Origin of the sequence: Tabrizicola sp. YIM 78059, assembly GCF_004959785.1 — a bacterium.
Lineage (GTDB): Bacteria > Pseudomonadota > Alphaproteobacteria > Rhodobacterales > Rhodobacteraceae > Tabrizicola > Tabrizicola caldifontis.
In genome coordinates this window covers 75639-100589 of sequence record NZ_SJZH01000010.1, presented here as the reverse complement: position 1 = coordinate 100589, position 24951 = coordinate 75639, and the positions used below count along the sequence as shown (strand labels likewise).

Sequence of the window (24951 nt, the reverse complement as noted above, 5' to 3'; positions counted from 1 at the left end):
TTTGAAAGACACAGCACGTTTTTGCCCTTGACCCTGTGAGCGGGCCTGACTAATCAGCCGCTTCGTGGGGCCGGTAGCTCAGTTGGTAGAGCAGCTGACTTTTAATCAGCGGGTCACAGGTTCGAATCCTGTCCGGCTCACCACTTCCAGACATCGACGGTGAAAAGGCATTGGCCATCACGGGCATGACATGTCTGTGCCCAGGGCTTGCCGGTCACGGGATGCCTTGCTTTCCTGAAGACTGCCGCATTGCGACATGCCCGTGCCCCGGACACTGGACACAGGGATTGCCGCCGCGGGACGGCCGGGCCCGCCAGAAAAGGGGCCCGGACCGATGGTTATGCCTACTTCTTCGCCACGCGCGCGTTGCGGGTTGCAATCAGTTTCAACCGCAGTGCGTTCAGCCGAATGAAACCTTCGGCATCCTTCTGGTCGTAGGCGCCGGCATCTTCCTCGAAGGTGACGTGCTTTTCACTGTAAAGCGAATGATCCGACCAGCGCGCCACCGTCCGGGCAGACCCCTTGTAAAGCTTGACGCGCACCGTCCCGGTAACATGTTCCTGGGTCTTGTCGATCAGGGCTTGCAGTGCCTCGCGTTCGGGGCTGAACCAGAAGCCGTTGTAGATCAGCTCTGCATAGCGCGGCATGATCGAATCCTTCAGGTGGCCGGCGCCCGAATCCAGGGTGATCTGCTCGATTCCCCGGTGCGCCTCCAGCAGGATCGTGCCGCCGGGGGTTTCATAGACCCCGCGGCTCTTCATGCCGACGAACCGGTTCTCCACCAGATCCAGAACGCCCACGCCATGCTTGCCGCCCAGTTCGTTCAGCCGGGCAAGGATGGTGGCCGGACTCATCGCCTCGCCGTTTATCGCAACGGCATCGCCCTTCTCGAATGTGATCTCCACCATTTCGGGCGCATCGGGGGCCTCTTCCACGGGCACGACCCGCTGAAGCACGTAGTTGGGGAATTCCTCGGCCGGGTTCTCCAGCACCCGGCCCTCCGAAGAGGTGTGCAGCAGGTTCGCATCGACGCTGAACGGTGCCTCGCCCCGTTTGTCCTTGGCAATCGGGATCTGGTTCGCCTCGGCGAATTCAAGAAGTTTCGTCCGGCTGGTCAGATCCCACAGCCGCCAGGGCGCGATCACCTTGATCGCCGGGTCCAGTGCCGCGGCCGACAGTTCGAACCGCACCTGATCGTTGCCCTTGCCCGTTGCGCCATGCGCAATCGCATCGGCCCCGGTTTCATGGGCGATGCGCACCAGATGCTGGCTGATCAGTGGCCGGGCGATCGAGGTGCCCAGAAGATACAGCCCTTCATACAGCGCGTTGGCCCGGAACATCGGGAACACGAAGTCACGCACGAATTCCTCGCGCACATCGACGATGTGGATGTTCTCGGGCTTGATCCCCAGCAGCAGCGCCTTCTGCCGCGCCGGTTCCAGTTCCTCGCCCTGGCCCAGATCGGCCGTGAAGGTCACGACCTCGCAGCCGTATTCCGTCTGAAGCCATTTCAGGATGATCGAGGTATCAAGCCCGCCCGAATAGGCGAGGACAACTTTCTTCGGCTTCTGCATGGATGCACTCCGTCCCGGTTTCGCTGGCGCTTAAAGCGAAACCGGGGCAAGGGCAAGAATGGCCAGGTCGGCATGCCGGGCAATGCCGCGAAAAGCAGGGCGCGTGCCCCGATGCCGCGGCACGCGCTTCCCGGAAAGAAACTGAATCTGGCGGGTCACTTCACGATGATGACCGATTCCTCTTCCGGCTCCACGGCCGCCGTTTCATCGGGCGCTGAAGTCTGCGCAACGGCGGCATCGATCGCGGCCTGGTGCGGCGCCAGCTTGTTGCGCAGTGCTGTCAGCAGGGCAACGGCATCGCCGTCCTTGTTCCAGGCATCGAGTATTGCCTGTTCTGCCGCGATCACCGTCTCGGCCGCAGCCGCAGCGGCGTCACGGGCAGCCTGGATGTCATCGTCCGAGGGGCGGCTCTCGGCGAGCTGCAGCCCGGTTTCGTCGGTGCCGCCAACATCGCCGATCAGCGAGTCGATGTCCCCCGACAGCGCCAGCTGTTCTTCGGTCAGCGTGCTGTCAGCCTTGGCCTGCAGGTATTCATCGACGGATGCGAACCCGGCTTCCTCGACCTTTGTCTGAAGGGCGTCGAAGCTGTCTGCACGGGCCTCCAGTTCGGCTGCCCTGTCTGCCGCCGCGGCAGCTGAAGTGTCCGCCACCGCCAGACCGGCCAGCAGCCCCACCGGGCCCTTCGTCGTCTGGCCGTTGCGGATATGAGCAAGGACCGCGTTGATGTTGGCATTCATCGCGCCGTTCATCTTGCCCAGTTCGTTCGGGGCAAGTTCGCCGTTCTTCGCCGGCTTGCCCTTGGCGGCCTTGGCCCCCTCTGCCGCGGCGGGCTTGGGCTTCTTCGTCGCCGCGGATTTGGCCGACTTGTCAGAGTTGCCCTTCGACTTCTCGGCCGACTTCGACTCGGATTTCTTGGACTCCGACTTGCCGTTCCCGCCGCCGTTGCCGTTGCCGTTGCCATTGCCCTTGGCATGGGCAGCGCCCGCGGCATCCAGGTCGAAAACCGGAACCGCCGGCGAAAACATCAGAAGCGATGCCGCAAGCACCGTGGTCAGTTGCATCTTGCGCATTGCCGGAACTCCCTGTCTGGATGGCATGATGGGATTGGCCTTCGATCCGACGCGCCGATCGTGGCAAGAATATGGCAACCTGTATAAACCAAAGGTATAGCAGCGCAATGTCAGCGTTTCCGGAAGCCGCACGAAGCACGACCAAGGCCCTGCGCGGACTGTTTCCCGAAACGCCCCTGCAGCGGAATGACCATCTGTCGCAGCGATTCGCCGCCGACATCTGGCTGAAGCGTGAAGATCTTTCGCCGGTCCGCAGCTACAAGATCCGCGGTGCCTTCAACGCCATGCGAAAGGTGCACGACCGCCAGCTCGAGCAGCGCCAGTTCGTCTGCGCCAGTGCTGGAAACCATGCGCAGGGCGTTGCCTATACTTGCCGGCATTTCGGGGTGGAAGGCGTCATCTTCATGCCGGTCACCACACCGCAGCAGAAAATCGAAAAGACCCGCATGTTCGGCGGCGGCCACGTGCGCATCGAGTTGACCGGTGACTACTTCGATCAGACCCTTGCCGCGGCCCAGGCCTTCTGCGCGGAACAGGGCGCGCATTTCCTGTCGCCCTTCGATGACCCCGACGTGATCGAGGGGCAGGCCTCCGTGGCAGTGGAAATCCTGGACCAGCTGGGCCGCGCCCCGGATTTCGTGATACTGCCTGTGGGCGGCGGCGGCCTGGCCTCGGGTGTCACGCGCTACATGCGCGAGGTGGCGCCTTCGGTCCGGTTCCGGTTCGTCGAGCCGCTTGGCGGGGCCAGCCTGACCGCCGCCCTGCGGGAGGGCGGCCCGACCAGGTTGCCCCGGGTGAACAGCTTCGTTGACGGTGCGGCAGTGGCGCGCATCGGCGACAGCAACTACGCTCATCTTGCCTGGATCCCCCGCGAGGCGGTGCATCTGGCCCCCGAAGACCGCATCTGCGTCACGATGCTGGAAATGCTGAACGTCGAGGGCATCGTGCTGGAACCTGCCGGTGCCCTGTCTGTCGACGTCCTGCCGGAACTGGCCGAGGAGATCCGGGGCAAGACCGTGGTCTGCGTGACGTCGGGCGGAAATTTCGACTTCGAGCGCCTGCCCGAAGTCAAGGAACGCGCCCAGCGCTATTCCGGGCTGAAGAAATACTTCATCCTGCGCATGCCCCAACGCCCCGGCGCGCTGCGCGAGTTCCTGAACCTCCTGGGCCCCGACGACGACATCACCCGGTTCGAATACCTGAAGAAATCGGCACGCAACTTCGGGTCGGTGCTGATCGGGATCGAAACCAAGGATGCCAACAATTTCCGCCATTTCACCGACCGGATGGATGCGGCGGGACTTGCCTTCCGCGACATCACCGCCGACGAGGCGCTGGCAGAATTCCTGATCTGACCTTCAGGCCGCCGTGCCTTCAGACACCGCCCCACCCTGCAAGCCTGCAACCAGCTGCGCGCGCGAGGCGCGATAGACCTTCAGCACCTGCGCCAGATCGACCAGCGCCCCGTATCCCGCGGCGGCCTTGCGTTCGCCGTCCTGGCAGATCGCGGCAAGATCGCTGAGCCCGAGGTTCAGTGCGCTGCCTTTCAGGAAATGCAGATGCGCTTCCAACTCGCCTGGTGCGGGGCCGGCAGACAGGGCGCGGACGGCCTGCTCGGCCTCTTCCAGGAACATGTCGGCCACCTCGGCAAGACCGCCAACGCCGATTTCGCAGCGCAGTTCCTCTATCCGCTTCCAGTCGATCATGTCGGCAGTCCCCCTGATGTCCACGCAAGCAGCGTGAAGTGGCGAACCCAGCATTTGATGGGCCCGAAGTCGACAGGGCTGTGGCAATCGCCGGCAATTTTACCGTTCACCCAGTGTTAAACAGGCAAGGCCAGACTGGGCCTTCGGTCAGGAAGGGGTTGCCGGTGCTGTCCATCACGCTGCCAGACGATCGGATGACGCCAGTCGCGGGCGGGGTGCGTCATGTGCTGATTGTCGATGACAGCCGGGCGCAGCGGCACATCCTGTCGATGCAGCTGCGACGCTGGGGCTACAGGGTGACGGAACGCGAATCTGCGCTTGCCGCGCTGGATTTCTGCGCCACGGAAGGCGTGGATATCGTCATCAGCGACTGGATGATGCCGGGCATGTCCGGCCTGGAATTCTGCCGCCGGTTCCGGGATCTGGGGCGCGAGAACTACGGGTATTTCGTGCTTCTGACCTCCAAGTCGGAAAAGGCCGAGATCGCCGATGGCCTGGAGGCCGGGGCCGACGACTTCCTGACCAAGCCCGTCGCCAGCAGCGAACTTCGCGCCCGACTTCGCGCGGGAGAGCGGATGTTGTCCATGCAGGCAGAGCTGCTGGCAAAGAACCGGGTCATCGCGAAAACCCTTGTCGAATTGCAGGAGCTTTACGATTCGCTCGACCGCGACCTGATCGAAGCGCGGAAGTTGCAGCAGACGCTGGTTCGCGACCGGGTGCGGGATTATGGCTGGGCAAGGGCGTCGCTGCTCTTGCGGAATTCGGGGCGGGTGGGGGGCGATCTGGTCGGCAGCTTCCGGGTCGATGACGACCGCGTGGCGGTCTATTCGATCGACGTCTCCGGCCACGGTGTTGCCTCGGCGATGATGACGGCCCGCCTTGCCGGATTCCTGACCGGATCTTCCCCCGAACAGAACCTGGCATTCCAGAAAGGGCCGCGGGGTGCCCATGTCCTATTGCCGCCGGAAGCGGTGGCCGAACGGTTCAACCGCCTGATGCTGGAGGAGATTCAGGTCGAACAGTACTTCACGATGGTCTTTGCCGTCGCCGACCGCGTGGCGCAGCAGATCAGCCTTGTGCAGGCCGGCCATCCGCACCCCATGCTTTTGCGCAAATCCGGCGCGGTGCAGCGGCTGGGGCGGGGCGGGCTTCCCATCGGCCTGGTTCCCGGCGCGACATACGAATGGGAAGACATCCCGTTCACCCCCGGTGACCGGCTCATCCTGGTGTCGGATGGCATCACCGAATGTCCTCTGCCTTCTGGGCGCGACTTCGGGGAAGACGGCCTGACGACCAGCCTGAAGACCTCGGCCGGACTAGGCGGGGCCGAGCTTCTGGAAGCGCTGATTCGGGATCTGGCGCGGCAATCGGGCAGCGAAAGTTTTGCCGACGACGTGTCCGGCGTCGTGCTGGACCTAGGCTAGCGCATCGGCCAGAATTGCCCGGTCGCCTGCATTGCCGAGCCGCACCAACGCCTCTTCCACCGGCAGCCAGATCGCGGCATGGCCCGGCTCGGACGGCGGACCAAGGGGGCGGACCGGACGCGCCAGATAGACGGTGCAGACCTTTTCCGCCCAAAGGTCGTATTCCGGCATGTAGGTGAACCGGCGGAATGCCCCCAGCCGCCGGAAGACGGCGATCCGCCATCCGGTTTCTTCGAGCACTTCGCGGTGCAGGGCCGGGATCGGCTGTTCGCCGGGGTCGATACCGCCGCCGGGCAGCTGGAATTCTGGCACCGGCTCGGCCTGGTGGGTGGTCAGGATATGGTCGCCCCGAAGAAGGATCGCATAGACGCCAGGCCTGCGGATGTAGCCCTGCCCCGGTTTCACCGGCTCGCCATGGCGTCTGATCATGCGAATCCCCCTTGGACCGTCGGTTGTGCAGCCTATATAGGCGCGATATGCCAACACTGGCAGTTTCAGGAAACCCCCCATGTCTACCGGTTCACAGATCGCCTGGGACGATACCGTCCTGCCATTCCAACTGGACGCCTCGGGCATCCGCGGTCGCGTCGCGCGGCTGGACGGGGTGCTGGACCAGGTGCTGAAACAGCACGCCTATCCTTCCGTCATCGAGGCACTGGTGGCCGAGACCGCGCTTCTGACGGCGCTGATCGGCCAGACCATCAAGCTGCGCTGGAAACTTTCCCTTCAGGTCCGCGGCAATGGCCCGGCCCGGCTGATCGCGACCGACTATTACGGCCCGACCGAGGACGGCCAGCCTGCCCGCATCCGCGCCTATGCCAGTTATGATGCCGACCGGCTTGATCCCCATGCCGACCCGTTCAGCCAGATTGGCGAAGGCTACTTTGCCGTGATGCTTGATCAGGGCGAAGGCATGCTGCCCTATCAGGGCTTCACGCCCATTGCCGGCGGCAGCCTTTCGGCCTGCGCGGAAACCTATTTCGCCCAGTCCGAACAGATCCCGACCCGCTTTGCGCTGGCCTTCGGCGAAAGCGCCGAACCCGGGCGTCCCCTGCGCTGGCGGGCGGGCGGCGTGATGCTGCAGCACATGCCCGCGACGGGCGGTGTCGCCGCCGAGCAGGGCAGCGGCGAGGGCGGGCTTCTGACCCATGCCGACATCCTGGGCGGAGAGGCATCCGACGACTGGAACCGCGCGAACATGCTGCTCGACACCGTCGAGGAACTGGAAATGATCGGTCCCTCGGTCACGCCTACCGACTTGCTGGTGCGGCTGTTTCACCAGGAAGGCCCGCGGGTGTTCGACGCCCAGCCGGTGCGCTTCGGCTGCTCTTGCAGCGAGGAAAAGGTCCGCAACACTATGTCGATCTACAGCCAGAAGGACATCGCGAAGATGACGACCGAGGCGGGCGTCGTGACCGCCGACTGCCAGTTCTGCGGTGCGCATTACGAGCTGGACCCCAAGACCCTCGGGTTCGAAGCGGTCAAGCCGGAATGACCGATCAGGTCGAGGCCCGGCTGCGCGATGCCCTGTCGCGCCAGGCTGGGCCGTCCTCGGATTTCGATCTGAATCCCGGACTCCGTCCGTCGCCGGACCGACCTCTGCGCCCGGCTGCGGTTCTGGTGCCGATCTGGCTGAAACCCGAAGGTGCCGGGGTCATCCTGACAAAGCGGTCATCGCGGCTGAAGCATCACCCCGGCCAGATCGCGTTTCCCGGCGGCAAGGTGGATGCCTCGGACGACGGCCCACAGGCCGCAGCCCTGCGAGAGACGCACGAGGAGATCGGCCTCGACCCGACCCGTGTCGAGATCCTTGGCTCCCTGCCGGTCCACGAAACAGTCACCGGCTTTGCCGTCACCCCCTTCGTCGGCCTGATCCATGGCACCTTCGACCCCGTGCCCGAGGACGGCGAGGTGGATGAAATCTTCACGGTTCCTCTCGACCATGTCCTGACGCCAGCCCGATATGCCATCGAGCGTCGCCGCTGGATGGGGGTCTGGCGCCGCTATTACGCCGTGCCCTACGGCCCCTATTACATCTGGGGTGCCACCGCGCGTATCCTGCGAGGGTTGGCAGAACGGGCACGGGCATGAAGGTCGCGGGCGACTGGCTGGAACATCCCGGAACGCAGGCCCTGTGTGCCGCGCTGGAAGGCGCAGGCCACCAGGCGTTTCTGGTCGGGGGCTGCGTGCGAAACGCCCTGCTGCAGGTGCCGGTTGCAGACGTGGACATCGCCACCGATGCGACGCCCCCAACCGTCTCGGAAATCGCCGAAGCTGCCGGCTTCAAGGTCGTGCCCACCGGTGTTGACCACGGCACCGTGACGGTCGTGGCCGAGGGCCGGCCGTACGAGGTGACGACCTTTCGCCGCGACATCGAAACCGATGGTCGCCGCGCCGTAGTGGCCTTTTCGACGCGAATCGAGGAAGACGCGGCGCGACGCGATTTCACGATGAACGCGCTTTATGCCGACCGGCTGGGCCGGGTGATCGACCCGCTGGGCGGCCTGCCCGACCTTTTGGCGCGCCGTGTGCGGTTCGTCGGCGATGCGGCAACCCGCATCCGCGAGGACTACCTGCGCATCTTGCGCTTCTTCCGTTTTCATGCCTGCTACGGTGATCCCGATCAGGGCCTGGATCCAGAGGGTCTGGCCGCCTGCGCGGCCCTGTCCGCAGGATTGGGGGCGATTTCACGCGAACGCATCACGGCCGAGCTGCGCAAGCTGCTTGCCGCGCGTGATCCCGCGCCCGCCGTGGCAGCCATGGCGCAGGCAGGTGTATTGCGGGTCGTCCTGCCCGGGGCTGACCCGCGCGCGCTGGCACCGCTGGTCCACCTTGATGCCGCCGTCGCTCCGCGCTGGTTGCGGCGGCTGGCTGTTCTGGGCGGCGAGAACCCCGAAGCGGCACTGCGTCTGTCGCGGGCAGAGGCCCGCAATCTGGACGCGCTGCGAAACGCCATCGGCGCGGCAGCCGATCCCGCCGTTCTGGGCTGGAAGCTCGGGGCGGACCTGGCGGCCGACGCGGTACTTGCCCGCGCCGCCTGCCTTGGCACCCCTCTCCCCCCCGGCTGGCAGGCAGAGGTCGCCCGGGGGGCGGCAGCGACCTTTCCGGTCACCGCCGCCGACCTGATTCCCGCCCTGCAAGGCGCGGCACTGGGCGCCCGGCTGAAGGAACTGGAGGCGCGCTGGCTGGCATCCGGCCTGACCGCCAGCCGCGAGGAGCTGCTGAAAGGGGCGTGACAATGCGATCCGCTTGGGCTACCAGATCGCAGCCCGAGAAGGAGACCGGCATGGAACACGGGATTACGCCTCGCCTCGGCTGAGTCGACCGATCCCGTCGCAGTGGTCGCGTTCCCGCCCCGCCTCATTCCATCGCTGCACTTTCTGCCGGGTTCCCCCACAATGTTCCACTTCTTCGAAAACCTCGTCGATCCGTATCAACACTATGCGGAGACCGACAATCCGCCCCGGCGGCTCTGGCCCTTCCTGAAGGATTATGTCCGCGCCTTCCGCAGTGTATTCGCCTTTGCCGGGCTGTTCTCGGTCGGCAATGCCGTGCTGGAAGTGGGGATGATCTGGTATCTGGGCCGCCTGGTGGACCAGATGGCCGGCCAGTCCCCGGCCGATTTTCTGGCCGCGCACTGGTCCGAACTGCTGCTGGTCGCGCTGGTGGTGCTGATCCTGCGACCGCTGGTCGCCGGGGGCTCGGTCAGCCTCTTGCACAACACGATCCTGACCAACTTCGGCACCATGATGCGCTGGCGGGCGCACCGGCATGTGCTGCGCCAACCGGTCGGCTGGTTCGAAAGCGATTTCGCCGGCCGCATCGCCAACCGCATCATGCAGGCCCCCCCGGCCGCAGGAGAAGCGGTGTTCCAGGTCTTCGACATGGCCGCCTTTGCCGCTGCCACCTTTGTCGGCGCGCTACTGATGCTGGCCGAGGCCGATCCCCGGCTGATGGTTCCGCTGCTTCTGTGGTTCGCCGGCTATGTGCTTCTGATGCGCTGGACGATCCGCCGCGCCGGGCCCGCCGCCACCGCCTCGTCCGAGGCGCGCAGCGCGGTCACGGGGCGGGTGGTGGACAGCTATACCAACATCCATTCGGTGAAGCTTTTCGCCAATCAGGATCAGGAACTGGACTACGCGAAGGAGGCCATCGAGCGCGCGCGCAAGACCTTCCAGACGGAAATGCGCATCGTCACCCGGATGGACATGGCGCTGACCTTCCTGAACGGGCTTCTGATTCTGGGGGTCGGTGGGCTGGCGGTCTGGTTCTGGGTGCAGGGCACGGCAACGGTCGGCGTGGTCGCGGCGGCGCTGGCGCTGGTGCTGCGCATCAACTCGATGACCTACTGGATCATGTGGGCCTCGACCAACCTGGCGCAGAACCTCGGCACCCTGGCCGAGGGCATGCAGACCATCGCCCAGCCGATCGCCCTGGTGGACCGGCCCGGCGCCCCCGCACTGCGTTTCGAGAAGGGTCTCATCGAGATCAAGGGCGTCAGCCACCACTACGGCCGCGGCTTCGGGGGGCTGCGCGATGTCACGCTGACCATCCGGCCGGGAGAGAAGATCGGCGTCGTCGGCCGCTCGGGCGCTGGGAAATCGACGCTGGTCAAGCTGATGCTGCGCTTCTACGATACCGAATCGGGCGCGATCCTGATCGACGGGCAAAACATCGCCGATGTCACACAGGAGAGCCTGCGCCGCCAGATCGGCATGGTTCAGCAGGATTCCTCGCTTCTGCACCGGTCGGTGCGCGACAACATCCTCTACGGCCGCCCCGACGCGACCGAAGAGATGATGATCGCCGCCGCGAAACAGGCCGAGGCGCATGACTTCATCCTGACGCTTGAGGATCCGCAGGGCCGCCGCGGCTATGACGCCCATGTTGGCGAACGGGGGGTCAAGCTCTCCGGCGGGCAGCGCCAGCGCATCGCCATCGCGCGGGTGATCCTGAAGGACGCGCCGATCCTGATCCTGGACGAGGCGACCTCGGCCCTGGACAGCGAGGCCGAGGCCGCAATCCAGGGCGCGCTTTACGGGGTGATGCAGGGCAAGACGGTCATCGCAATCGCGCACCGCCTGTCCACCATCGCCGCGATGGACCGGATCGTGGTGCTGGAGGACGGCCGGGTGGTCGAGGACGGCCACCATTCAGACCTTCTGCGCAAGGGCGGTCTCTATGCCCGCTTCTGGGCGCGGCAGTCCGGCGGCTTCATCGGGCTGGAGGAAAACGCGGCGGGATAGGATTCTGCTCGTCGATGGCTTCGTCACTCCTTGCGCGCCGTCCCGATGAGGAGACGAAGTCGCACGACCAGGCGACCCTTGCCCTTTGTGGCTGACGGGCCTACGTCTCGCCCATGAGCGCGCTTCGAAGCCTCGGCTCCCTGATCGACGCCTTCCGCCCCGCCGACGGCCCCCCGCCGCAGCGCCTTGGCGCTTTCATGCGCTGGTCGCTGGCGGGATCCTGGCCAATGCTGGTGCTGGCGGGCCTGCTGTCCTCTCTGGCCGGAGTGACCGAGGTGGTCAGCGCGCTGATCCTCGGCTGGGTGATCGATGCCGCGGTGAACTCCGGCCCTGCCGATTTCTTTGCCGCACACTGGCACCTGGTGCTGTGGTTCCTCGCCTTCTACCTGGTCCTCAGACCATTGGCCTTCGCCGTCTCCTCGGCCTCGAACTCGATCGTCATCGGGCCGAACGTGATGCCGTTGGTACTGTCCCGCCTGCATCGCTGGACGCTGGGCCAGTCCGTCACCTTCTTCGACAACGACTTTGCCGGCCGCATCGCGCAAAAGCAGATGCAGGCCGCCCGTGCCGTCACAGATGTCGCGACCGAAGTCATCAACACCGTCTGCTTCGCGCTGGCCTCGGTCATCGGTTCGGTCGCCTTCCTGGTCGCCGTCGATTACAAGGCCGCCATCGCGCTGATGGTCTGGCTGGTTGCCTATATCCTGCTGATCCGCTTCTTCCTGCCCATGGTCAGGAAGAACTCGGCCGCCCGCGCTTCGTCCCGTGCCATGGTTTCGGGTCAGGTCGTGGACACGATCACCAACATCAAGACTGTGAAGCTGTTCGCGCATGCCGCCTTCGAGGACCGCGTGGCGCTGGACGCGATGGAGGTCTTCCGCGAACGCAGCCTGGAATTCGGCGTCATCTCGACCTGGTTCCGGTTCAGCCTCATGCTGCTGGCCGGGGTGTTGCCGGTGCTGCTGATCGGGGGCACCGTCATGCTGTGGCAGCAGGGGCAGGCCACGGCCGGCGACATCGCCGCCGCTGGGGCCATTGCGTTGCGCATTGCACAGATGTCGGGCTGGGTCAGCTTCACGCTGATGTCGATCTACACCTCGGTCGGCGAGGTCGAGGACGGGATGCGCACCCTTTCCGCGCCGCACACACTGACCGATCCTCCGGATGCCCGGCCTCTGCCCCGCGTCAGGGGAGACATCCGGTTCGAGGGCGTGACCTTCGCCTACGGCCGCGAACGCGGCGGGGTGCGGGACATCGACCTGACCATCCGCGCGGGCGAGAAGCTGGCCATCGTGGGCGCCTCGGGTGCGGGAAAATCCTCGCTTGTTTCTCTGCTTCTGCGGCTTTACGACCCCGAACAGGGCCGCATCACCATCGATGGCCACGACCTGCGGTCCGTCACTCAGGAAAGCCTGCGCCGCCAGATCGGCATGGTCACGCAGGAAACCGCGATGTTCAACCGATCCGCCCGCGACAACATCGCCTATGGCCGACCCGAAGCGACCGAAGCCGAGATCATCGCCGCCGCAAAAGCAGCCGAGGCGCACGAATTCATCGCCGGGATGGTCGATCACCAGGGCCGCAAGGGCTATGACGCCTTCCTTGGCGAACGCGGGGTCAAACTGTCCGGCGGGCAGCGCCAGCGCATCGCGCTGGCCCGCGCCTTCCTGAAGGACGCGCCGATCCTGGTGCTGGACGAGGCAACCTCGGCGCTGGACTCGGAAGTCGAGGCCTCGATCCAGGAGGCGCTTGGCCGGGTGATGCAGGGCAAAACGGTGCTTGCCATCGCGCACCGGCTGTCCACCATCGCGGCAATGGATCGCATCATCGTGCTTGACCGTGGCCGCATTGTCGAGGAAGGCAGCCACGAGGCGCTTCTGGCGAAGAACGGCCTCTACGCCCGCTACTGGAAACGCCAGTCGGGCGGGTTCATCGGTACGGAAGATCAGGCGGAAGCGGCAGAGTGATCGTCACCATCGAAAGGCTCGGGCACCTCGGCCACGGAATTGCATCAGGCCCGATCTATGTCCCCGGCACCCTGCCGGGCGAAGTGGTCGAGGGCACGCCTGATGGTGACCGGCTGTTGGAGCCGAAGATCATCACCCCTTCGCCCGACCGCGTGAAACCGCCATGCCGCCATGCCCGGACCTGCGGTGGCTGCCAGTTGCAGCATGCCTCGGATGCCTTTGTCGCGGCCTGGAAATGTCAGGTCGTCGAAACCGCGCTTGCCGGCCAGGGGCTTCGCGCGGACTTTCTGCCACTGGCGACCTCGCCCGCGAAATCCCGGCGGCGCGCGACGCTGTCTGCCCGGCGGACCAGAGGCGGGGTGCTGATCGGCTTTCACGCCCGCGCCTCGGAAACGATCGTGGACATCGCGGACTGCCAGCTGCTTCACCCCGGCATCCTTGCCGCCTTTCCGGGGCTCGAGGCCCTGGTCCGCGCGGGGGGCTCGCGTTCGGCAGAGCTGTCGTTGCAGGTGACCCTGACGCGCGGTGGCCCGGATGTTGTGGTCACCGGCGGCAAGCCCCTGGACGCCGAACTGCGGATGGACCTGGCTCGCATAGTCGAAACCCACGGCCTGTCGCGTCTGACCTGGGACAGCGAAACCGTTGCGCTGCGCGATCGGCCCGCGCTGACCATGGGAGCCGCCACCGTCGTGCCCCCTGCCGGCGCCTTCCTGCAGGCCACGGCCGAAGGCGAGGCCACGCTCCTGGCGGCCGTGCGTCAGGCACTGGGTCCGCAGAAGCGCGTCGTCGATCTGTTTTCGGGCGTCGGCACCTTCACCCTGCCGCTGGCACAGGTGATGGAGGTCCACGCCGTCGAAGGTGACGCGGCAATGATTGCCGCACTTGACCTTGCCGCACGCAACACACCCGATCTGCATCGCATCAGCACGGAAACCCGCGACCTGTTCCGCCGCCCGCTGGAGCCAGACGAACTGAGGGGCTTCACCGCAGCCCTGATCGACCCGCCCCGCGCCGGGGCCGAAGCGCAGACCGACCGTCTCGCGCGATCCGGCGTTCCGGTGATCGCCTTCGTGTCCTGCAACCCGGTCACATTCGCACGCGATGCAAAGACCCTGGTCACCGCCGGCTACCGGCTGGACTGGGTGCAGATCATCGACCAGTTCCGCTGGTCCACGCACGTAGAGCTTGTGGCCCGCCTCAGCCTGCCGGGCTGACAAACCCGTGATCCCTGCGACAGCCTGACCGGCTGGTCAGATAAGCCCGATTCCTGTAGGACTTGGAAAAAAGAGCAGCGGGCAGGGACATGCGCGGGATAGGACTTCTCCTCCTTCTGGTGGTTACGCTGGGGCTTGCGGGGTGCGCGCCCAAGACGAAATTCCTGAAGTATCGCGGGCCAGAGGTCACGCAGGTCCAGGTCCACAAGACCGACCGCAAGATGTACCTCATTCACAAGGACCGGGTGCTGAAGTCATATGATGTCGGACTTGGATTTGCACCCGAGGGGCACAAGCAGTTCGAAGGCGACGGGAAGACGCCGGAAGGCAGCTACTTCATCACCCACAAGAACCCGAACTCGCGCTTCCATCTGTCGCTTGGCATCTCCTACCCCAACGAGGCGGACCGCGCCTTCGCCGAGGCTCAGGGCAAAAGCCCCGGCGGCGACATCTTCATTCACGGCGGACCGCGGCGTCCGACCACGGCCCGCGACTGGACCGAGGGCTGCATTGCGGTCAGCGACAAAGAGATGGAAGTGATCTATTCGATGGTCAAGCCGGGCACCCCCATCCACATCCTGCCCTGAATGGCTGCACGGGAATGGGCGCCAGCGGCGCCCGGATGCTAGGCGCCGGTGACCAGTGTCCACCAGATCTTGCCGCTGGGCTCCTGGAACCATGCGAAGCCGATCAGCCGCGCCGATGGGTCCATGATGACGTTTCGGGTGTCAGGATTGTTCATCCAGGTCGCCAGCGTTTCCAGCTCGGTCTCGTAGGTTTCCGAGATCAGCTCGCCCACCAGACGGCCGGTGAAGCCGACGCGCTGCACGCGGGTCAGCGGCGATGATCCGTCGGATCCGAAGTGCCAGGGACGGTTCTGCACCGCCATGTCGCGCGAATGGGTCGCAGCGGCGGCGTTCAGCCTTGCATCGAAGGTCACCGGCGGCAGCGAGCGCGCCGCGCGCAGGGTGTTCACGGAATCAAGCAGGCGGAACGAAACCTCTTCCTCGTCGCCTGGCCTTATCCAGTAAACCTTCGGCAGCGGCCGGCCGTCCGGCCCCAGGGTCGGGGCGGTTGTCGGGGCACAGGCCGCCAGAGCCAGCGCGGCACCTTGCAGAAGCAGGAAACGTCGATCCATTCCGTCCACCGTTGTTCTGCCGCAGTTCGCGGCGGTCCGCGCCGTCATATCGGAAGCCGGATCGGGGTTCAAACGGGACTCGTGCCGATCGGCAAGGGATGACGGCGGTTTGAATTGCGGAACGGGACCCATCTGACTATATCCCGCGAAAAGTTGAACAGAGACAGAGCAGGAGTATCCGCCATGGCCAATGGGTCCATCAGCCGCCGTGCCCTGTTGGGGGGGGCTGCCGGAATGGCCGGTCTTGCCGCGCTTCCGGCGCTGGCACAGGACGGGACCACCGAATTCACCCCTCCGGCATCCAGCAGCGTGCGCAACAACATTTCCAGTTTCCGCATGTTGCAATGGCAGGACTACTTCGACAACACCCGCAACGGGGCGATCCTTGTCGACATCACCTCGCGTGCCCTGCATTTCTGGTCAGAGGACCAGTCGATCTACCGGCTCTATCCGACCTCTGTGCCACTGTCCGAGGATCTGACGCGCCGGGGCCGGACCGAGGTGGTGCAGAAGGTGGTGAACCCGCCATGGCGCCCGACCCCCGCGATGAAGCAGCGCAACCCGGATTGGCCGGACATGGTGCCGGGTGGCGCCAAGGACAATCCCCTTGGAACCCGCGCCCTGTATCTGTCGTGGACCTACTATCGCATCCACGGCACGCACGACACGCGCAAGATCGGTCGAAAGTCATCGAACGGCTGCATCGGGCTTTACAACGAACATGTGGAAGAGCTGTTCGAATATGCCCGGGTCGGCACGCAGGTTCTGCTGATCTGACCGGGTTTTCCCCATACGAAAGCATCGGGCCGCAGCGCAGACATGCTGCGGCCCGATTTTCTTTCTGCGCCGCAATACGTGCCGGCGCCGGTTTCACAGATCCAGCGGCGGGCCGGTGAACCGCAGATGGAACCTTGCCGCCAGGCCCTGCAGGGCGGCCATGTCCTCGGGAATGCGCAGACCGGCAGCGGCCGCCTCGGTGAAGAAGCCCTCGAACCCGCCCGGCGTCAGAATGACCAGATGCCTGCAGCCCGCCGGGTCGTCGACCTGGAAGGTATGCTCGGTGCCGCGCGGGATGAAGAAGGCCTCACCTGGCTGCAGGCCGGCCTGGCGCGCGGCTGTCCAGACGCGGCAGGATCCGGCGAGGACCACGAAAGTCTCGTCCTCGGCCTCATGCACATGGCGGGGCGGGCCACTGCCCTGCGGCGAATGGCTGTCAACGATCGACATTGCGCCACCGCTTTCGCCCGGCGAAAGAATGGTCCTGTACTGCACACCGCGCCATTCGACGCAGCCTGGATCCGTGGAGATATCTTTCATCGTTTCGCTCCGTCATGGTTCGAAACGAAGGCGCCTTCGTTGACGACAGGCTAAACGAGGCGCAGGCTATCCGTCCAACCGATCCTTTGAATAGGTGCTATCGGCATGGTCAATTTCGCTACCTTCGACCTGAACCTCCTGCGTGTGCTCGACTGCCTGCTCCGCGAAGGATCGACGATCCGCGCCGGGCAGAAGCTGGGCCTTTCGCAATCTGCCGTCTCGGGGGCGCTTGGGCGCCTCAGGCAGGCGCTGGACGATCCCCTGTTCGTGCGGCAGGGGAACCGGCTGGTCGCGACCGAACGGGCCGCCCGGATGGCCGAACCGCTGCAGGCCGAGCTTGAGCGCCTTCAGGCCCTGCTGTCGCCCGAGGCACCGTTCCGTCCCGACACGGCGACCGGAGCGTTCAAGATCGCGGGCAGTGATTTCTTCGCCGAAATGCTGATGCCGGAACTGGGGGCGCGGCTTGGGCGCGAGGCGCCCGGGGTAACGGTGCAACTGGTCGATCTGGTGCCTTCCGATTATCTGGCCAGCATCGACCAGCGCGGCGCGGATCTGGCCCTTCTGCCCGAGAGACCCGTGCCGGACTGGATGGTTTCCGCCCCTGCCTTCACCTCATCCTTCGTGGTCATCAGCCGCTCAGGCAACCCCGCGCTTGCCGATCTTGCCGAAGGCGCCACCATTCCGATCGACCGCTTCTGTGCCCTTTCGCATGTCCTCTTCTCGCCCGAGGGCAGGCTTTCCGGCATGGGGGACGCGGCACTTGCCCGGGTGGGCCGCAGCCGCAGGATCGCCATAACGGTGCCGCTGTTTTCGGCCGTGTGCCGCGTGGTAAGCGAAAGCGACCTTGTCGCTCTGGTGCCCCGCCAGCTGGCAGAGCGGGTCCGCGCCAGCCACAGACTTGAGATCCGGCTGCCCCCGGTAGAGATCGCACCCGCGCAGATGATCGGCGTCTGGCACAGGCGAACCGACAGGTCGCCCTTTGCAGCCTGGATGCGGAATCTGGTGTTCGACCTTCTTAGCCGGATCTGACGGAAACGTGGGGCGCGGGCTAGCGCCCGCGCGGCAGCCAGCCCGTCAGATTTTCTTCGATCACCGCAACCAGCGCCTCGATATGTGCCGGGTCGTCATTCAGGCAGGGAATGTAGGTGAATTCCTCGCCGCCTGCATGTTCGAACGCCTCGCGGATCTCGCCGTTGATTTCCTCGAGCGTCTCGATGCAGTCGGCCGAAAAGGCCGGGGCGATGACGGCGATCCGCTTCTTGCCCGCCTTGGCCAGTTCGGCCACATGTTCGACCGTGTAGGGGCGCAGCCATTCCTCGGGGCCGAAGACGGACTGGAAGGTGGTGTCGATCGACCCCTTTTCCCACCCCAGCCGTTCCCGCAACAGGCGCGAGGTCTTGGCGCACTGGCAGTGGTAGGGGTCGCCTTCCATGAGGTAACGCTTCGGCATGCCGTGATAGCTGGCCACCAGAACGTCGGGCTTGTGGTCCAGTTTCGCATAGGCCGTCTCGACCGACCGGGCCAGCGCCTCGACATACAGCGGATGCTCGAAGTATTCCGGCACCGTCCGCACCGCGGGCTGGCGCTTCTCCTTCATCAGGGCACGGAAGAACTGGTCGTTCGCCGTGGCCGAAGTGGCGCCGGCGTAATGGGGATAAAGCGGGAAGAACAGGATCTTCTCGCACCCGGCCTCGACCATCGCGCGCACCCGGCTTTCGGTGGAAGGGTTGCCGTAGCGCATGCAGAAATCAACCATCACCTCGGGCCCGTGGCGTTCGGTCAGCTTCGCCGCGATCGCCGCCGTCTGCGCCTTGGTGATCGTCATCAGCGGGCTTTCGTTCAGCTCGTGGTTCCAGATCTGCCTGTAGTTCGCCCCCGACGAAAACGGCCGCTTGGTCAGGATGATCAGCTGCAGCAGCGGCTGCCACTTCCAGCTGGCGTAGTCGATCACCCTCTTGTCCGACAGGAACTCGTTCAGATAGCGGCGCATCGACCAGTAATCGTAATTGTCCGGCGTGCCCAGATTGGCGACCAGCACCCCGATCCTCGCCCTGCGGACCGGAGGATGGTCGGCGGGGGCGTGGGCAAGGCGTCCCTGCCCCGGCATGACCAGGGCGGTGTCGGTGTCCTGCGCGGATTTGGCGTCAAGCATCTGAATGATCCCGAATGTTCCCTGCGGGACATATAGGCTTGGCGGGCAGGGTCAACCGTCCTTGGGCAACCGGTGTTCCGGCACACGCAGCGCCTCGGCCAGTCTTGCCCTGGCCGAACCGGGCCGCAGCGGCTGCTGCTGGCTTTCGTGCGGGGCCCAGCCGGTCAGGAACACCAGTTCGAAAGTCGCGCGCAACTGGCCTTGGGGGGTGGAAAACGCGCGGCGATAGACCGCCTCGGCCGCGGCAAACACCCGACGATCCGTGAACCGGCGCAGGCGACCTGTCAGGGCATTCGTCTCTCCCATGCTGCGCATGTCGGCGTAAAGCGTAGCCAGCGCGCGGTAGTGTACCGTCTGGGTCACGCTGTCGGCCACCGGCAGGGCCAGTCCGGCGCGTTGCATCAGCGCGCCCAGATCGCGGATTTCCCCCATCGGCAGCACCCGGGGCGACAGGCCCCCCGTCACCAGGCTTTCCGCCTCGGCCAAGCTCGCGCGCAGCTCGTGCAACGTCTCGCCCCCCGGCAGCACCGCGATGCACAACCCGTCTGGGCGCAGGGCGCGACGGCATTGCACCAGTTGACCCACCGGATCGTTCGCCCAGTGCAGGGCCATTGCGTGGATCACAAGATCGTGCGCCCCCGGTTCAAGGGCCAGCACCTCTTGATCCGGCACGATCCGGGGGTTGCCCGGAAAATCGGCCCAGACATGAGGAAAAGGCGTCACGATAGCGGGGGCCGTAAAGGTTCTGTTAACCTCGTCCAGTCTTTCCTCGATGTCGGCGCGGGCGATGCGGTGCAGGAACAGGGCCTCGCCATGGCCCGGCAGGGCCTGGGCGCGGGCACGGTGGCGGGCAAGGGCGTTGCGGTCGGTCAGGGGCGGCGGCGTGGTCATCGCGCCGGACCATAGGGGGACGGTATGGGAATGCAAGCTGCGCTGCATCTGCTGTATCCGCCCCAATGCATCAGCTGCGACGCGGCGGTGACGACCGACTTCGGCCTCTGCGGCGCCTGCTGGCGCGAGACGCCCTTCATCGTTGGGCTGGTCTGCGACCGCTGCGGCCTGCCCCTGCCGGGGGGCGAGCCGGGAGAGACCGCCCTTTGCGACGACTGCATGACCATCGCGCGGCCTTGGGGTCAGGGCCGCGCGGCGCTGCTGTATCAGGACAACGCGCGCCGGCTGATCCTGGCGCTGAAGCATGGCGACCGGTTGGACCTGGCGCGCCCTGCCGGGGCCTGGCTGCACCGCGCGGCGGCACCGATCCTGCGTCCGGGCATGCTGGTCGTTCCCGTGCCCCTGCACTGGAGCCGCCTGTTCCGCCGCCGCTACAATCAGGCGGCACTTCTGTCGAAGGCGGTAGCAGGGCTTGCGGGGCTGGACCACTGCCCGGACGCGCTCGTTCGCAGCCGCAACACGGGCACGCAGGACGGCCGGACCCGCGACGGCCGCCTCGCCAACCTGGCCGGGGCCTTCCAGGTACCGCCTCGCCGTCGCCGGCTGGTCGAGGACCGCGACATCCTTGTGGTCGATGACGTGATGACCTCGGGGGCGACCTTCGCCGCCGCGACCGAGGCGCTGCATGCGGCAAATGCGCGGTCTGTCTGTGTTGTGGCCCTTGCGCGCGTTGCGAAAGACGGCTGAATCCCTATAGTCGCGGCGCACAGCGAGGTTCCCATGCGCCCGGTCGAAATCTACACCACCCCGTTCTGTCCCTATTGTCATGCAGCCAAACGGCTTCTGGACCGCAAGGGTGTGGCCTACCGTGAAATCGACGTCAGCCGCGACCCCGGTCTGCGGCAGGCGATGATCCAGCGCGCGCACGGACGGCACACCGTGCCGCAGATCTTCATCGGCGATACGCATGTCGGCGGGTCGGACGACCTGCACGCGCTGGAGGCGGCGGGCAAGCTTGACCCGCTTCTTGCCGCATGATCCGGGCTGCGCTGGTCCAGCTGAACGTCTCCGACGATCCGTCAGCCAACCTGCCGGCCACGGTGGCGCTTGTCCGGCAGGCGGCGGCAGCCGGGGCCGGGTTCGTCCTGACCCCGGAGCTGACCAATGGCCTGTCCTCCAGCCGCGCCCACCAACGCAGCGTCTTCCGGCATGAGGAAGCGGACGAGACGCTTGCCACCCTTCGGGCCGAGGCTCAGGCGGCGGGCATCTGGCTGCTGATCGGCTCGCTGGGCCTTCTGACCCATGATGCGGACGGCCGCTTTGCGAACCGCAGCCTGCTGGTCGGGCCGGATGGCCAGGTACGGGCACGCTATGACAAGATCCACATGTTCGATGTGAATGTCTCGGAAACCGAGGTGTATCGCGAAAGCGACGGCTACCGGCCGGGAAACCGTGCGGTGCTGGCCGAGACTCCCTTTGCCAGCATCGGGATGACGGTCTGCTATGATGTCCGCTTCCCGGCGCTTTATCGCCGCCTGGCGAAGGCGGGTGCGCAGATCCTGACGGTTCCGGCGGCCTTCAACCACATCACCGGCGCGGCGCACTGGGAAACGCTGCTGCGCGCAAGGGCGATCGAGACGGGCTGCTTCGTCCTCGCCCCGGCGCAGACCGGTTTTCACCCCGAAACGGCTGGCAAGGGCCGGCGCACCCATGGCCATTCCCTGGCCGTCGCCCCCTGGGGCGAGGTGCTGGCTGATGGGGGTACGGAACCCGGCGTGACTCTGGTCGATCTCGACCTTTCCCGGGTGGCCGAAGCGCGCCACCGCGTCCCCTCGCTGACCCATGACCGGGACTTTGCAGGACCATGAGCGCGGACAAGACCGACGACATCGCAGTGGCGCTGTTCGGCGAGCTGTTCATGGCCGACCAGCTGGCGCGGAACCGGATCTCGAAGGTGCTGCCCAAGGGGATGGAGCTGTCGCATTTCTCGGTCCTGAACCATCTGGCCCGGATCAACGACGAACGCACGCCGGCGCAGCTGGCCAAGGCGTTCCACGTCACGCGCGGAGCGATGACCAACACGCTGTCCCGGCTGGAATGGGCGGGTCACATCCACATCCGCCCGGATTGGGACGACGCGCGGCAGAAGTTCGTCGCGATCAGCCCCTCGGGCCGGGCGGCGCGCGATTCCGCCGTGGCAGCCGTCGTGCCCCTGATCGCCGAGGTGGTGCAGGCGTTGGGCCCCGACCGGGTGCGCGCGCTTCTGCCGGTGCTGCGCGAACTGCGCCAGCGACTTGAAGATGCGCCCTGAACGGCGTGGCACCGGCAGCACATGGGCCGGGGCTTTTCGCCACGTTCACTGTGGATAAGCCTGCTGTCGGTCGTTAGGCCTTGCCCTGCCCCGGTTATCTTCGCATAGATGGATGGGGTATCCAGGGTTCCGGACACATGTTGCCTTTGCCAAGCCGCATCCTCGCCTCGCTTGCCGTCAGCACGGCACTTTTCACCGTTCCTGCCCTTGCCGAGATACCCAATTCCCTGAACCTGAACGGCACGACCGGGCTGATCGACATGCCCTCGGGCGAGGCGCAGGAGGATGCGCGCTTCAGCTATTCCCTGGCTGTGGCCGGGCCGATCACCCGCGCGACCATCAGCTTCCAGTTCACCGAACGGCTCTCGGGCTCTTTCAGGTTCCAGACATGGCGCAACTGGAACGAACTTGACCCGATCGCTCCCGAGAAACTTACCGACAAGAGTTTCGACATCCGCTACCTGCTGCTGAAGGAAAGCCGTTACCTTCCTGCGCTGACCATCGGGATGAACGATTTCACCGGCCGTGGCCTGTATTCGTCGGAATATGTGGCGGCGACCAAGAGCTTCGGCGACCGGCTCAAGGTGACGGCGGGTCTCGGCTGGGGCCGGCTGGGATCCTACGGCGGGATCGGGGCGCCTTTCGGCGACCGTCCGCCGCTGGATCCGTCCGACTACGGCACGCCCAACACAGAACAGTGGTTCAGGGGCGATGCGGCACCCTTCGCCGGCATCGAATACCGGATCAACGACAACTGGACCTTCAAGGGCGAATATTCCTCGGATGCCTATGTGATGGAGGAAGACCGGGGTCTGATCGAACGCGACAGCCCGTTCAACTTCGGCTTCGAATATCAGCGCGGCCCGATGGCGCGCTACGGCATCTATTCGCTGCACGGATCAGAGATCGGCTTTGCCTTCCATCTGACGCTTGACCCGAAAACCCGGGCAACGGGTGGGGTGATGGGCGCGGCACCCACGCCGGTAAAGGCAAGGCCGTCGCGGACGGCGGACCCCGGTGCATATGACGGCGGGTGGGTGACCCAGCCCGATGCCGGACCGGTACTGCGCCAGAACCTGGCGAAGCGGCTGGCCAAGGACGGCATCATCATCGAGAACCTGTCCTACACGGCCCAGACCGTGCAGATCCGCATCCGCAACGGTCGGATCGACGCAGGACCGCAGGCGATCGGCCGCACCGCCCGCGCATTGAGCCATGTGATGCCTGCCTCGGTCGAGGTGTTCGAGATCGTGCCGATCGTGAATGGCATCGGGGCATCCAAGGTCACCATCCGCCGCAGCGACCTGGAACAGCTGGAATTCGCCGCCGACAACGCCACGCTTCTGCGCCAGAAGGTGATCCTGTCGGACGCCGGCCCGCTGGCGGCAAATGCCGTGGGCGACGACGGGCTTTATCCGAAATTCCGCTGGGGCCTGCGCCCGGCGTTCCGCCTGTCCGAACCGCTGAAGGGGGATGTCGGGGTTCGGCTTGGGGCCTCGTACGACATTCGCCCCGGGCTGGTGCTTTCGGGATCGGTCTACAAGCGCCTGTTCGGCAACGTGGACCGTTCCGGCGAGTATTCGGATTCGGATCTGCCGCATGTCAGGTCCGACAGCTCTCGCTACACGAAATTCGCCGATCCCGGGATCGAGAAGCTGACCCTTGCCTGGTATGCACGGCCGGCGGAGAACCTCTATTCCCGTGTCACGCTGGGCTACCTGGAACGGATGCACGCCGGCATTTCGGGCGAACTGCTGTGGAAGCCCGTGGACAGCCGCCTCGCGCTTGGGGTCGAACTGAACTACACGCGGCAACGGGACACGGATGGCGGCCTGGGCTTCGACGAATATGACTATGACGTGGTGACCGGCCATGTCTCGGCCTACTACGAGTTCGGCAACGGCTTCATCGGCCAGCTGGATGTCGGCAGGTATCTTGCCGGCGACTATGGCGCCACCGTGTCGGTCGACCGGGTGTTCGCGAATGGCTGGCGGGTCGGGGCCTTCGCCACCGTCACCGACGTCAGCCCCGAGGAGTTCGGCGAGGGAGGGTTCGACAAGGGGATCCGGTTCTCGATTCCGCTGAACTGGGCGCTGGGGAGCGAGGGCGGCACCAGCCTTGGCGCAACGCTGCGTCCGGCACTTGGCGATGGCGGCGCACGGGTCGATGTGGACGGGCGCATCTACAACACGATACGCGAATACCACGGCACCGCGCTGGATACGGAATGGGGAAGGGTGTGGCGTTGACGCTTTGCAAACGGCTGTCGGCGGGGCTTCTGCTGCTGGCACTGCTGGCCGGTTGCGGCAAGGAACGGTCAGAGCCGTCGCCGATGACGGCGACCCTTGGCACGGTGGCCAAGGCAACGCTTTCGCAACTGCCCGGCCGCCGGGCTGCCGCGGCACCGGCCAAGGCCACTGCCAAGGTGACCCGGGCCGATCTTGAGAAATACGGCGTGCCGATCCTGCGCGTGGTGATCCCGGTGCGTTCGACAGATGCCCTTGTCACCCCGATCGACACCAAGGGCGATGTGGTCACCTGGTCAACCACCGACGGCACCACCTTCACGCTGCGCGACGGAGTGCTGATCCAGACCCGTGGGCTTGGGCCCGACCTGATGTCGTCGCAGGCCCCGACGGTTTCGCAGCTCCTGACCCCTGGCGGAACCCACCCTCGGCAGTATTTCTTCCTCGGGACGGACGACCGGACCACCCGGCGCGCCTATGACTGCACGGTGACGATTGCCGGGCAGGAAGTGATCGAAATTCTCGGGCGATCGCACAGGGTGACGAAGGTCCGCGAGGAATGCGCCCGTGCGCAGGGCAAGATCACCAATGACTTCTGGTTCGAAGGCCAGACGATCCGCAAGTCGCGCCAACTGATCAGCGGTGCCGCCGGGTTCGGAGAATTCGAGCTGGTGATCGACTGACGGCCGCCTTCC

Annotated in this window: 25 protein-coding genes and 1 tRNA gene; 18 read left to right on the top strand and 8 right to left on the bottom strand. The window is 65.6% G+C overall.

What is annotated here, in order from left to right:
* The first annotated feature begins 67 nt into the window (after window positions 1-67).
* Window positions 68-143, top strand: a tRNA-Lys gene (locus tag EZM81_RS13440).
* 201 nt (window positions 144-344) lie between these two features.
* Here EZM81_RS13440 and EZM81_RS13435 read toward each other — a convergent pair.
* Together EZM81_RS13435 and EZM81_RS13430 are read right to left on the bottom strand one after the other, a co-directional pair.
* Complete coding sequence (locus EZM81_RS13435) at window positions 345-1574, bottom strand: argininosuccinate synthase (protein WP_136646070.1); 1230 nt, start codon at window positions 1572-1574, stop codon at window positions 345-347.
* A gap of 155 nt (window positions 1575-1729) precedes the next feature.
* Window positions 1730-2635, bottom strand: coding sequence for a hypothetical protein (locus EZM81_RS13430; RefSeq protein WP_136646069.1), 906 nt, complete (start codon window positions 2633-2635; stop codon window positions 1730-1732).
* A gap of 116 nt (window positions 2636-2751) precedes the next feature.
* On the opposite strand from EZM81_RS13430, the gene ilvA reads away from it, so the two are divergent.
* Window positions 2752-3999: a threonine ammonia-lyase IlvA gene (ilvA, locus tag EZM81_RS13425; protein WP_136646068.1), complete on the top strand. Its 1248-nt coding sequence runs from the start codon at window positions 2752-2754 to the stop codon at window positions 3997-3999.
* Between the two features lie 3 nt (window positions 4000-4002).
* Here the strand turns inward: ilvA and EZM81_RS13420 are convergent, their stop codons facing one another.
* Window positions 4003-4350 (bottom strand): Hpt domain-containing protein, encoded by a 348-nt coding sequence (locus tag EZM81_RS13420; protein WP_136646067.1) that lies wholly within the window; start codon window positions 4348-4350, stop codon window positions 4003-4005.
* A 194-nt stretch (window positions 4351-4544) separates the two neighbouring features.
* Between EZM81_RS13420 and EZM81_RS13415 the strand changes: the two genes are divergently transcribed.
* Window positions 4545-5774 carry a PP2C family protein-serine/threonine phosphatase gene (locus EZM81_RS13415; RefSeq protein ID WP_136646066.1) on the top strand — a complete coding sequence of 410 codons (1230 nt, stop codon included), beginning with the start codon at window positions 4545-4547 and terminating at the stop codon, window positions 5772-5774.
* On the opposite strand, the gene EZM81_RS13410 is transcribed toward EZM81_RS13415, so the two are convergent.
* On the bottom strand, window positions 5766-6203 hold the full coding sequence (locus EZM81_RS13410) for an NUDIX hydrolase (protein ID WP_136646065.1): 438 nt from the start codon (window positions 6201-6203) through the stop codon (window positions 5766-5768). The genes EZM81_RS13415 and EZM81_RS13410 overlap by 9 nt on opposite strands.
* Before the next feature lie 79 nt (window positions 6204-6282).
* Between EZM81_RS13410 and EZM81_RS13405 the strand changes: the two genes are divergently transcribed.
* The 7 genes from EZM81_RS13405 to EZM81_RS13375 all read left to right on the top strand — a co-directional run bounded on the left by EZM81_RS13405 (window position 6283) and on the right by EZM81_RS13375 (window position 14788).
* Entirely contained in the window at window positions 6283-7269 is a 987-nt protein-coding gene (locus tag EZM81_RS13405; protein WP_135450576.1) for an Hsp33 family molecular chaperone HslO, read from the top strand.
* A complete protein-coding gene (locus tag EZM81_RS13400) occupies window positions 7266-7865 on the top strand; it encodes a CoA pyrophosphatase (protein WP_136646064.1) in 600 nt (199 codons plus the stop codon). Before EZM81_RS13405 ends, EZM81_RS13400 begins: the two co-directional genes overlap by 4 nt.
* A complete protein-coding gene (locus EZM81_RS13395; protein ID WP_136646063.1) occupies window positions 7862-9010 on the top strand; it encodes a CCA tRNA nucleotidyltransferase in 1149 nt (382 codons plus the stop codon). Before EZM81_RS13400 ends, EZM81_RS13395 begins: the two co-directional genes overlap by 4 nt.
* Before the next feature lie 162 nt (window positions 9011-9172).
* A complete protein-coding gene (locus EZM81_RS13390) occupies window positions 9173-11020 on the top strand; it encodes an ABC transporter ATP-binding protein (protein ID WP_136646062.1) in 1848 nt (615 codons plus the stop codon).
* A gap of 113 nt (window positions 11021-11133) precedes the next feature.
* The gene (locus tag EZM81_RS13385) at window positions 11134-12987 is read left to right on the top strand and encodes an ABC transporter ATP-binding protein (RefSeq protein ID WP_136646061.1); all 1854 of its coding nucleotides are present in this window, start codon (window positions 11134-11136) and stop codon (window positions 12985-12987) included.
* A complete protein-coding gene (locus EZM81_RS13380) occupies window positions 12984-14201 on the top strand; it encodes a class I SAM-dependent RNA methyltransferase (protein WP_136646060.1) in 1218 nt (405 codons plus the stop codon). The genes EZM81_RS13385 and EZM81_RS13380 overlap by 4 nt, the downstream gene beginning before the upstream one ends.
* A gap of 89 nt (window positions 14202-14290) precedes the next feature.
* Complete coding sequence (locus EZM81_RS13375; RefSeq protein WP_135450570.1) at window positions 14291-14788, top strand: murein L,D-transpeptidase family protein; 498 nt, start codon at window positions 14291-14293, stop codon at window positions 14786-14788.
* A 38-nt stretch (window positions 14789-14826) separates the two neighbouring features.
* On the opposite strand, the gene EZM81_RS13370 is transcribed toward EZM81_RS13375, so the two are convergent.
* Window positions 14827-15339, bottom strand: coding sequence for a CAP domain-containing protein (locus EZM81_RS13370; protein WP_135450569.1), 513 nt, complete (start codon window positions 15337-15339; stop codon window positions 14827-14829).
* A 183-nt stretch (window positions 15340-15522) separates the two neighbouring features.
* Between EZM81_RS13370 and EZM81_RS13365 the strand changes: the two genes are divergently transcribed.
* The gene (locus EZM81_RS13365; protein ID WP_135450568.1) at window positions 15523-16116 is read left to right on the top strand and encodes a L,D-transpeptidase; all 594 of its coding nucleotides are present in this window, start codon (window positions 15523-15525) and stop codon (window positions 16114-16116) included.
* A gap of 93 nt (window positions 16117-16209) precedes the next feature.
* Here EZM81_RS13365 and EZM81_RS13360 read toward each other — a convergent pair whose 3' ends face one another.
* Window positions 16210-16656, bottom strand: coding sequence for a cupin domain-containing protein (locus EZM81_RS13360; protein WP_135450567.1), 447 nt, complete (start codon window positions 16654-16656; stop codon window positions 16210-16212).
* Between the two features lie 105 nt (window positions 16657-16761).
* Here EZM81_RS13360 and EZM81_RS13355 point away from each other — a divergent pair, with 105 nt between their 5' ends.
* Window positions 16762-17685: a LysR family transcriptional regulator gene (locus tag EZM81_RS13355; protein WP_135450566.1), complete on the top strand. Its 924-nt coding sequence runs from the start codon at window positions 16762-16764 to the stop codon at window positions 17683-17685.
* A gap of 19 nt (window positions 17686-17704) precedes the next feature.
* On the opposite strand, the gene hemH is transcribed toward EZM81_RS13355, so the two are convergent.
* The gene (hemH, locus tag EZM81_RS13350; RefSeq protein WP_167851022.1) at window positions 17705-18763 is read right to left on the bottom strand and encodes a ferrochelatase; all 1059 of its coding nucleotides are present in this window, start codon (window positions 18761-18763) and stop codon (window positions 17705-17707) included.
* A 96-nt stretch (window positions 18764-18859) separates the two neighbouring features.
* Window positions 18860-19699: a methyltransferase domain-containing protein gene (locus EZM81_RS13345; protein ID WP_136646058.1), complete on the bottom strand. Its 840-nt coding sequence runs from the start codon at window positions 19697-19699 to the stop codon at window positions 18860-18862.
* Between the two features lie 24 nt (window positions 19700-19723).
* Between EZM81_RS13345 and EZM81_RS13340 the strand changes: the two genes are divergently transcribed.
* The 6 genes from EZM81_RS13340 (at window position 19724) to EZM81_RS13315 (ending at window position 24939) form a co-directional block, all read left to right on the top strand.
* The gene (locus tag EZM81_RS13340; RefSeq protein ID WP_136646057.1) at window positions 19724-20446 is read left to right on the top strand and encodes a ComF family protein; all 723 of its coding nucleotides are present in this window, start codon (window positions 19724-19726) and stop codon (window positions 20444-20446) included.
* 33 nt (window positions 20447-20479) lie between these two features.
* Window positions 20480-20737: a glutaredoxin 3 gene (grxC, locus tag EZM81_RS13335; protein WP_135450562.1), complete on the top strand. Its 258-nt coding sequence runs from the start codon at window positions 20480-20482 to the stop codon at window positions 20735-20737.
* Window positions 20737-21567, top strand: a complete 831-nt coding sequence (locus EZM81_RS13330; RefSeq protein WP_136646100.1) for a carbon-nitrogen hydrolase family protein — start codon at window positions 20737-20739, stop codon at window positions 21565-21567. Before grxC ends, EZM81_RS13330 begins: the two co-directional genes overlap by 1 nt.
* Complete coding sequence (locus EZM81_RS13325) at window positions 21564-22010, top strand: MarR family winged helix-turn-helix transcriptional regulator (RefSeq protein ID WP_135450561.1); 447 nt, start codon at window positions 21564-21566, stop codon at window positions 22008-22010. Before EZM81_RS13330 ends, EZM81_RS13325 begins: the two co-directional genes overlap by 4 nt.
* Before the next feature lie 137 nt (window positions 22011-22147).
* Window positions 22148-24259 (top strand): YjbH domain-containing protein, encoded by a 2112-nt coding sequence (locus tag EZM81_RS13320; protein ID WP_136646056.1) that lies wholly within the window; start codon window positions 22148-22150, stop codon window positions 24257-24259.
* Window positions 24238-24939 carry a YjbF family lipoprotein gene (locus tag EZM81_RS13315; RefSeq protein ID WP_135450559.1) on the top strand — a complete coding sequence of 234 codons (702 nt, stop codon included), beginning with the start codon at window positions 24238-24240 and terminating at the stop codon, window positions 24937-24939. The genes EZM81_RS13320 and EZM81_RS13315 overlap by 22 nt, the downstream gene beginning before the upstream one ends.
* Window positions 24940-24951 lie beyond the last annotated feature (12 nt).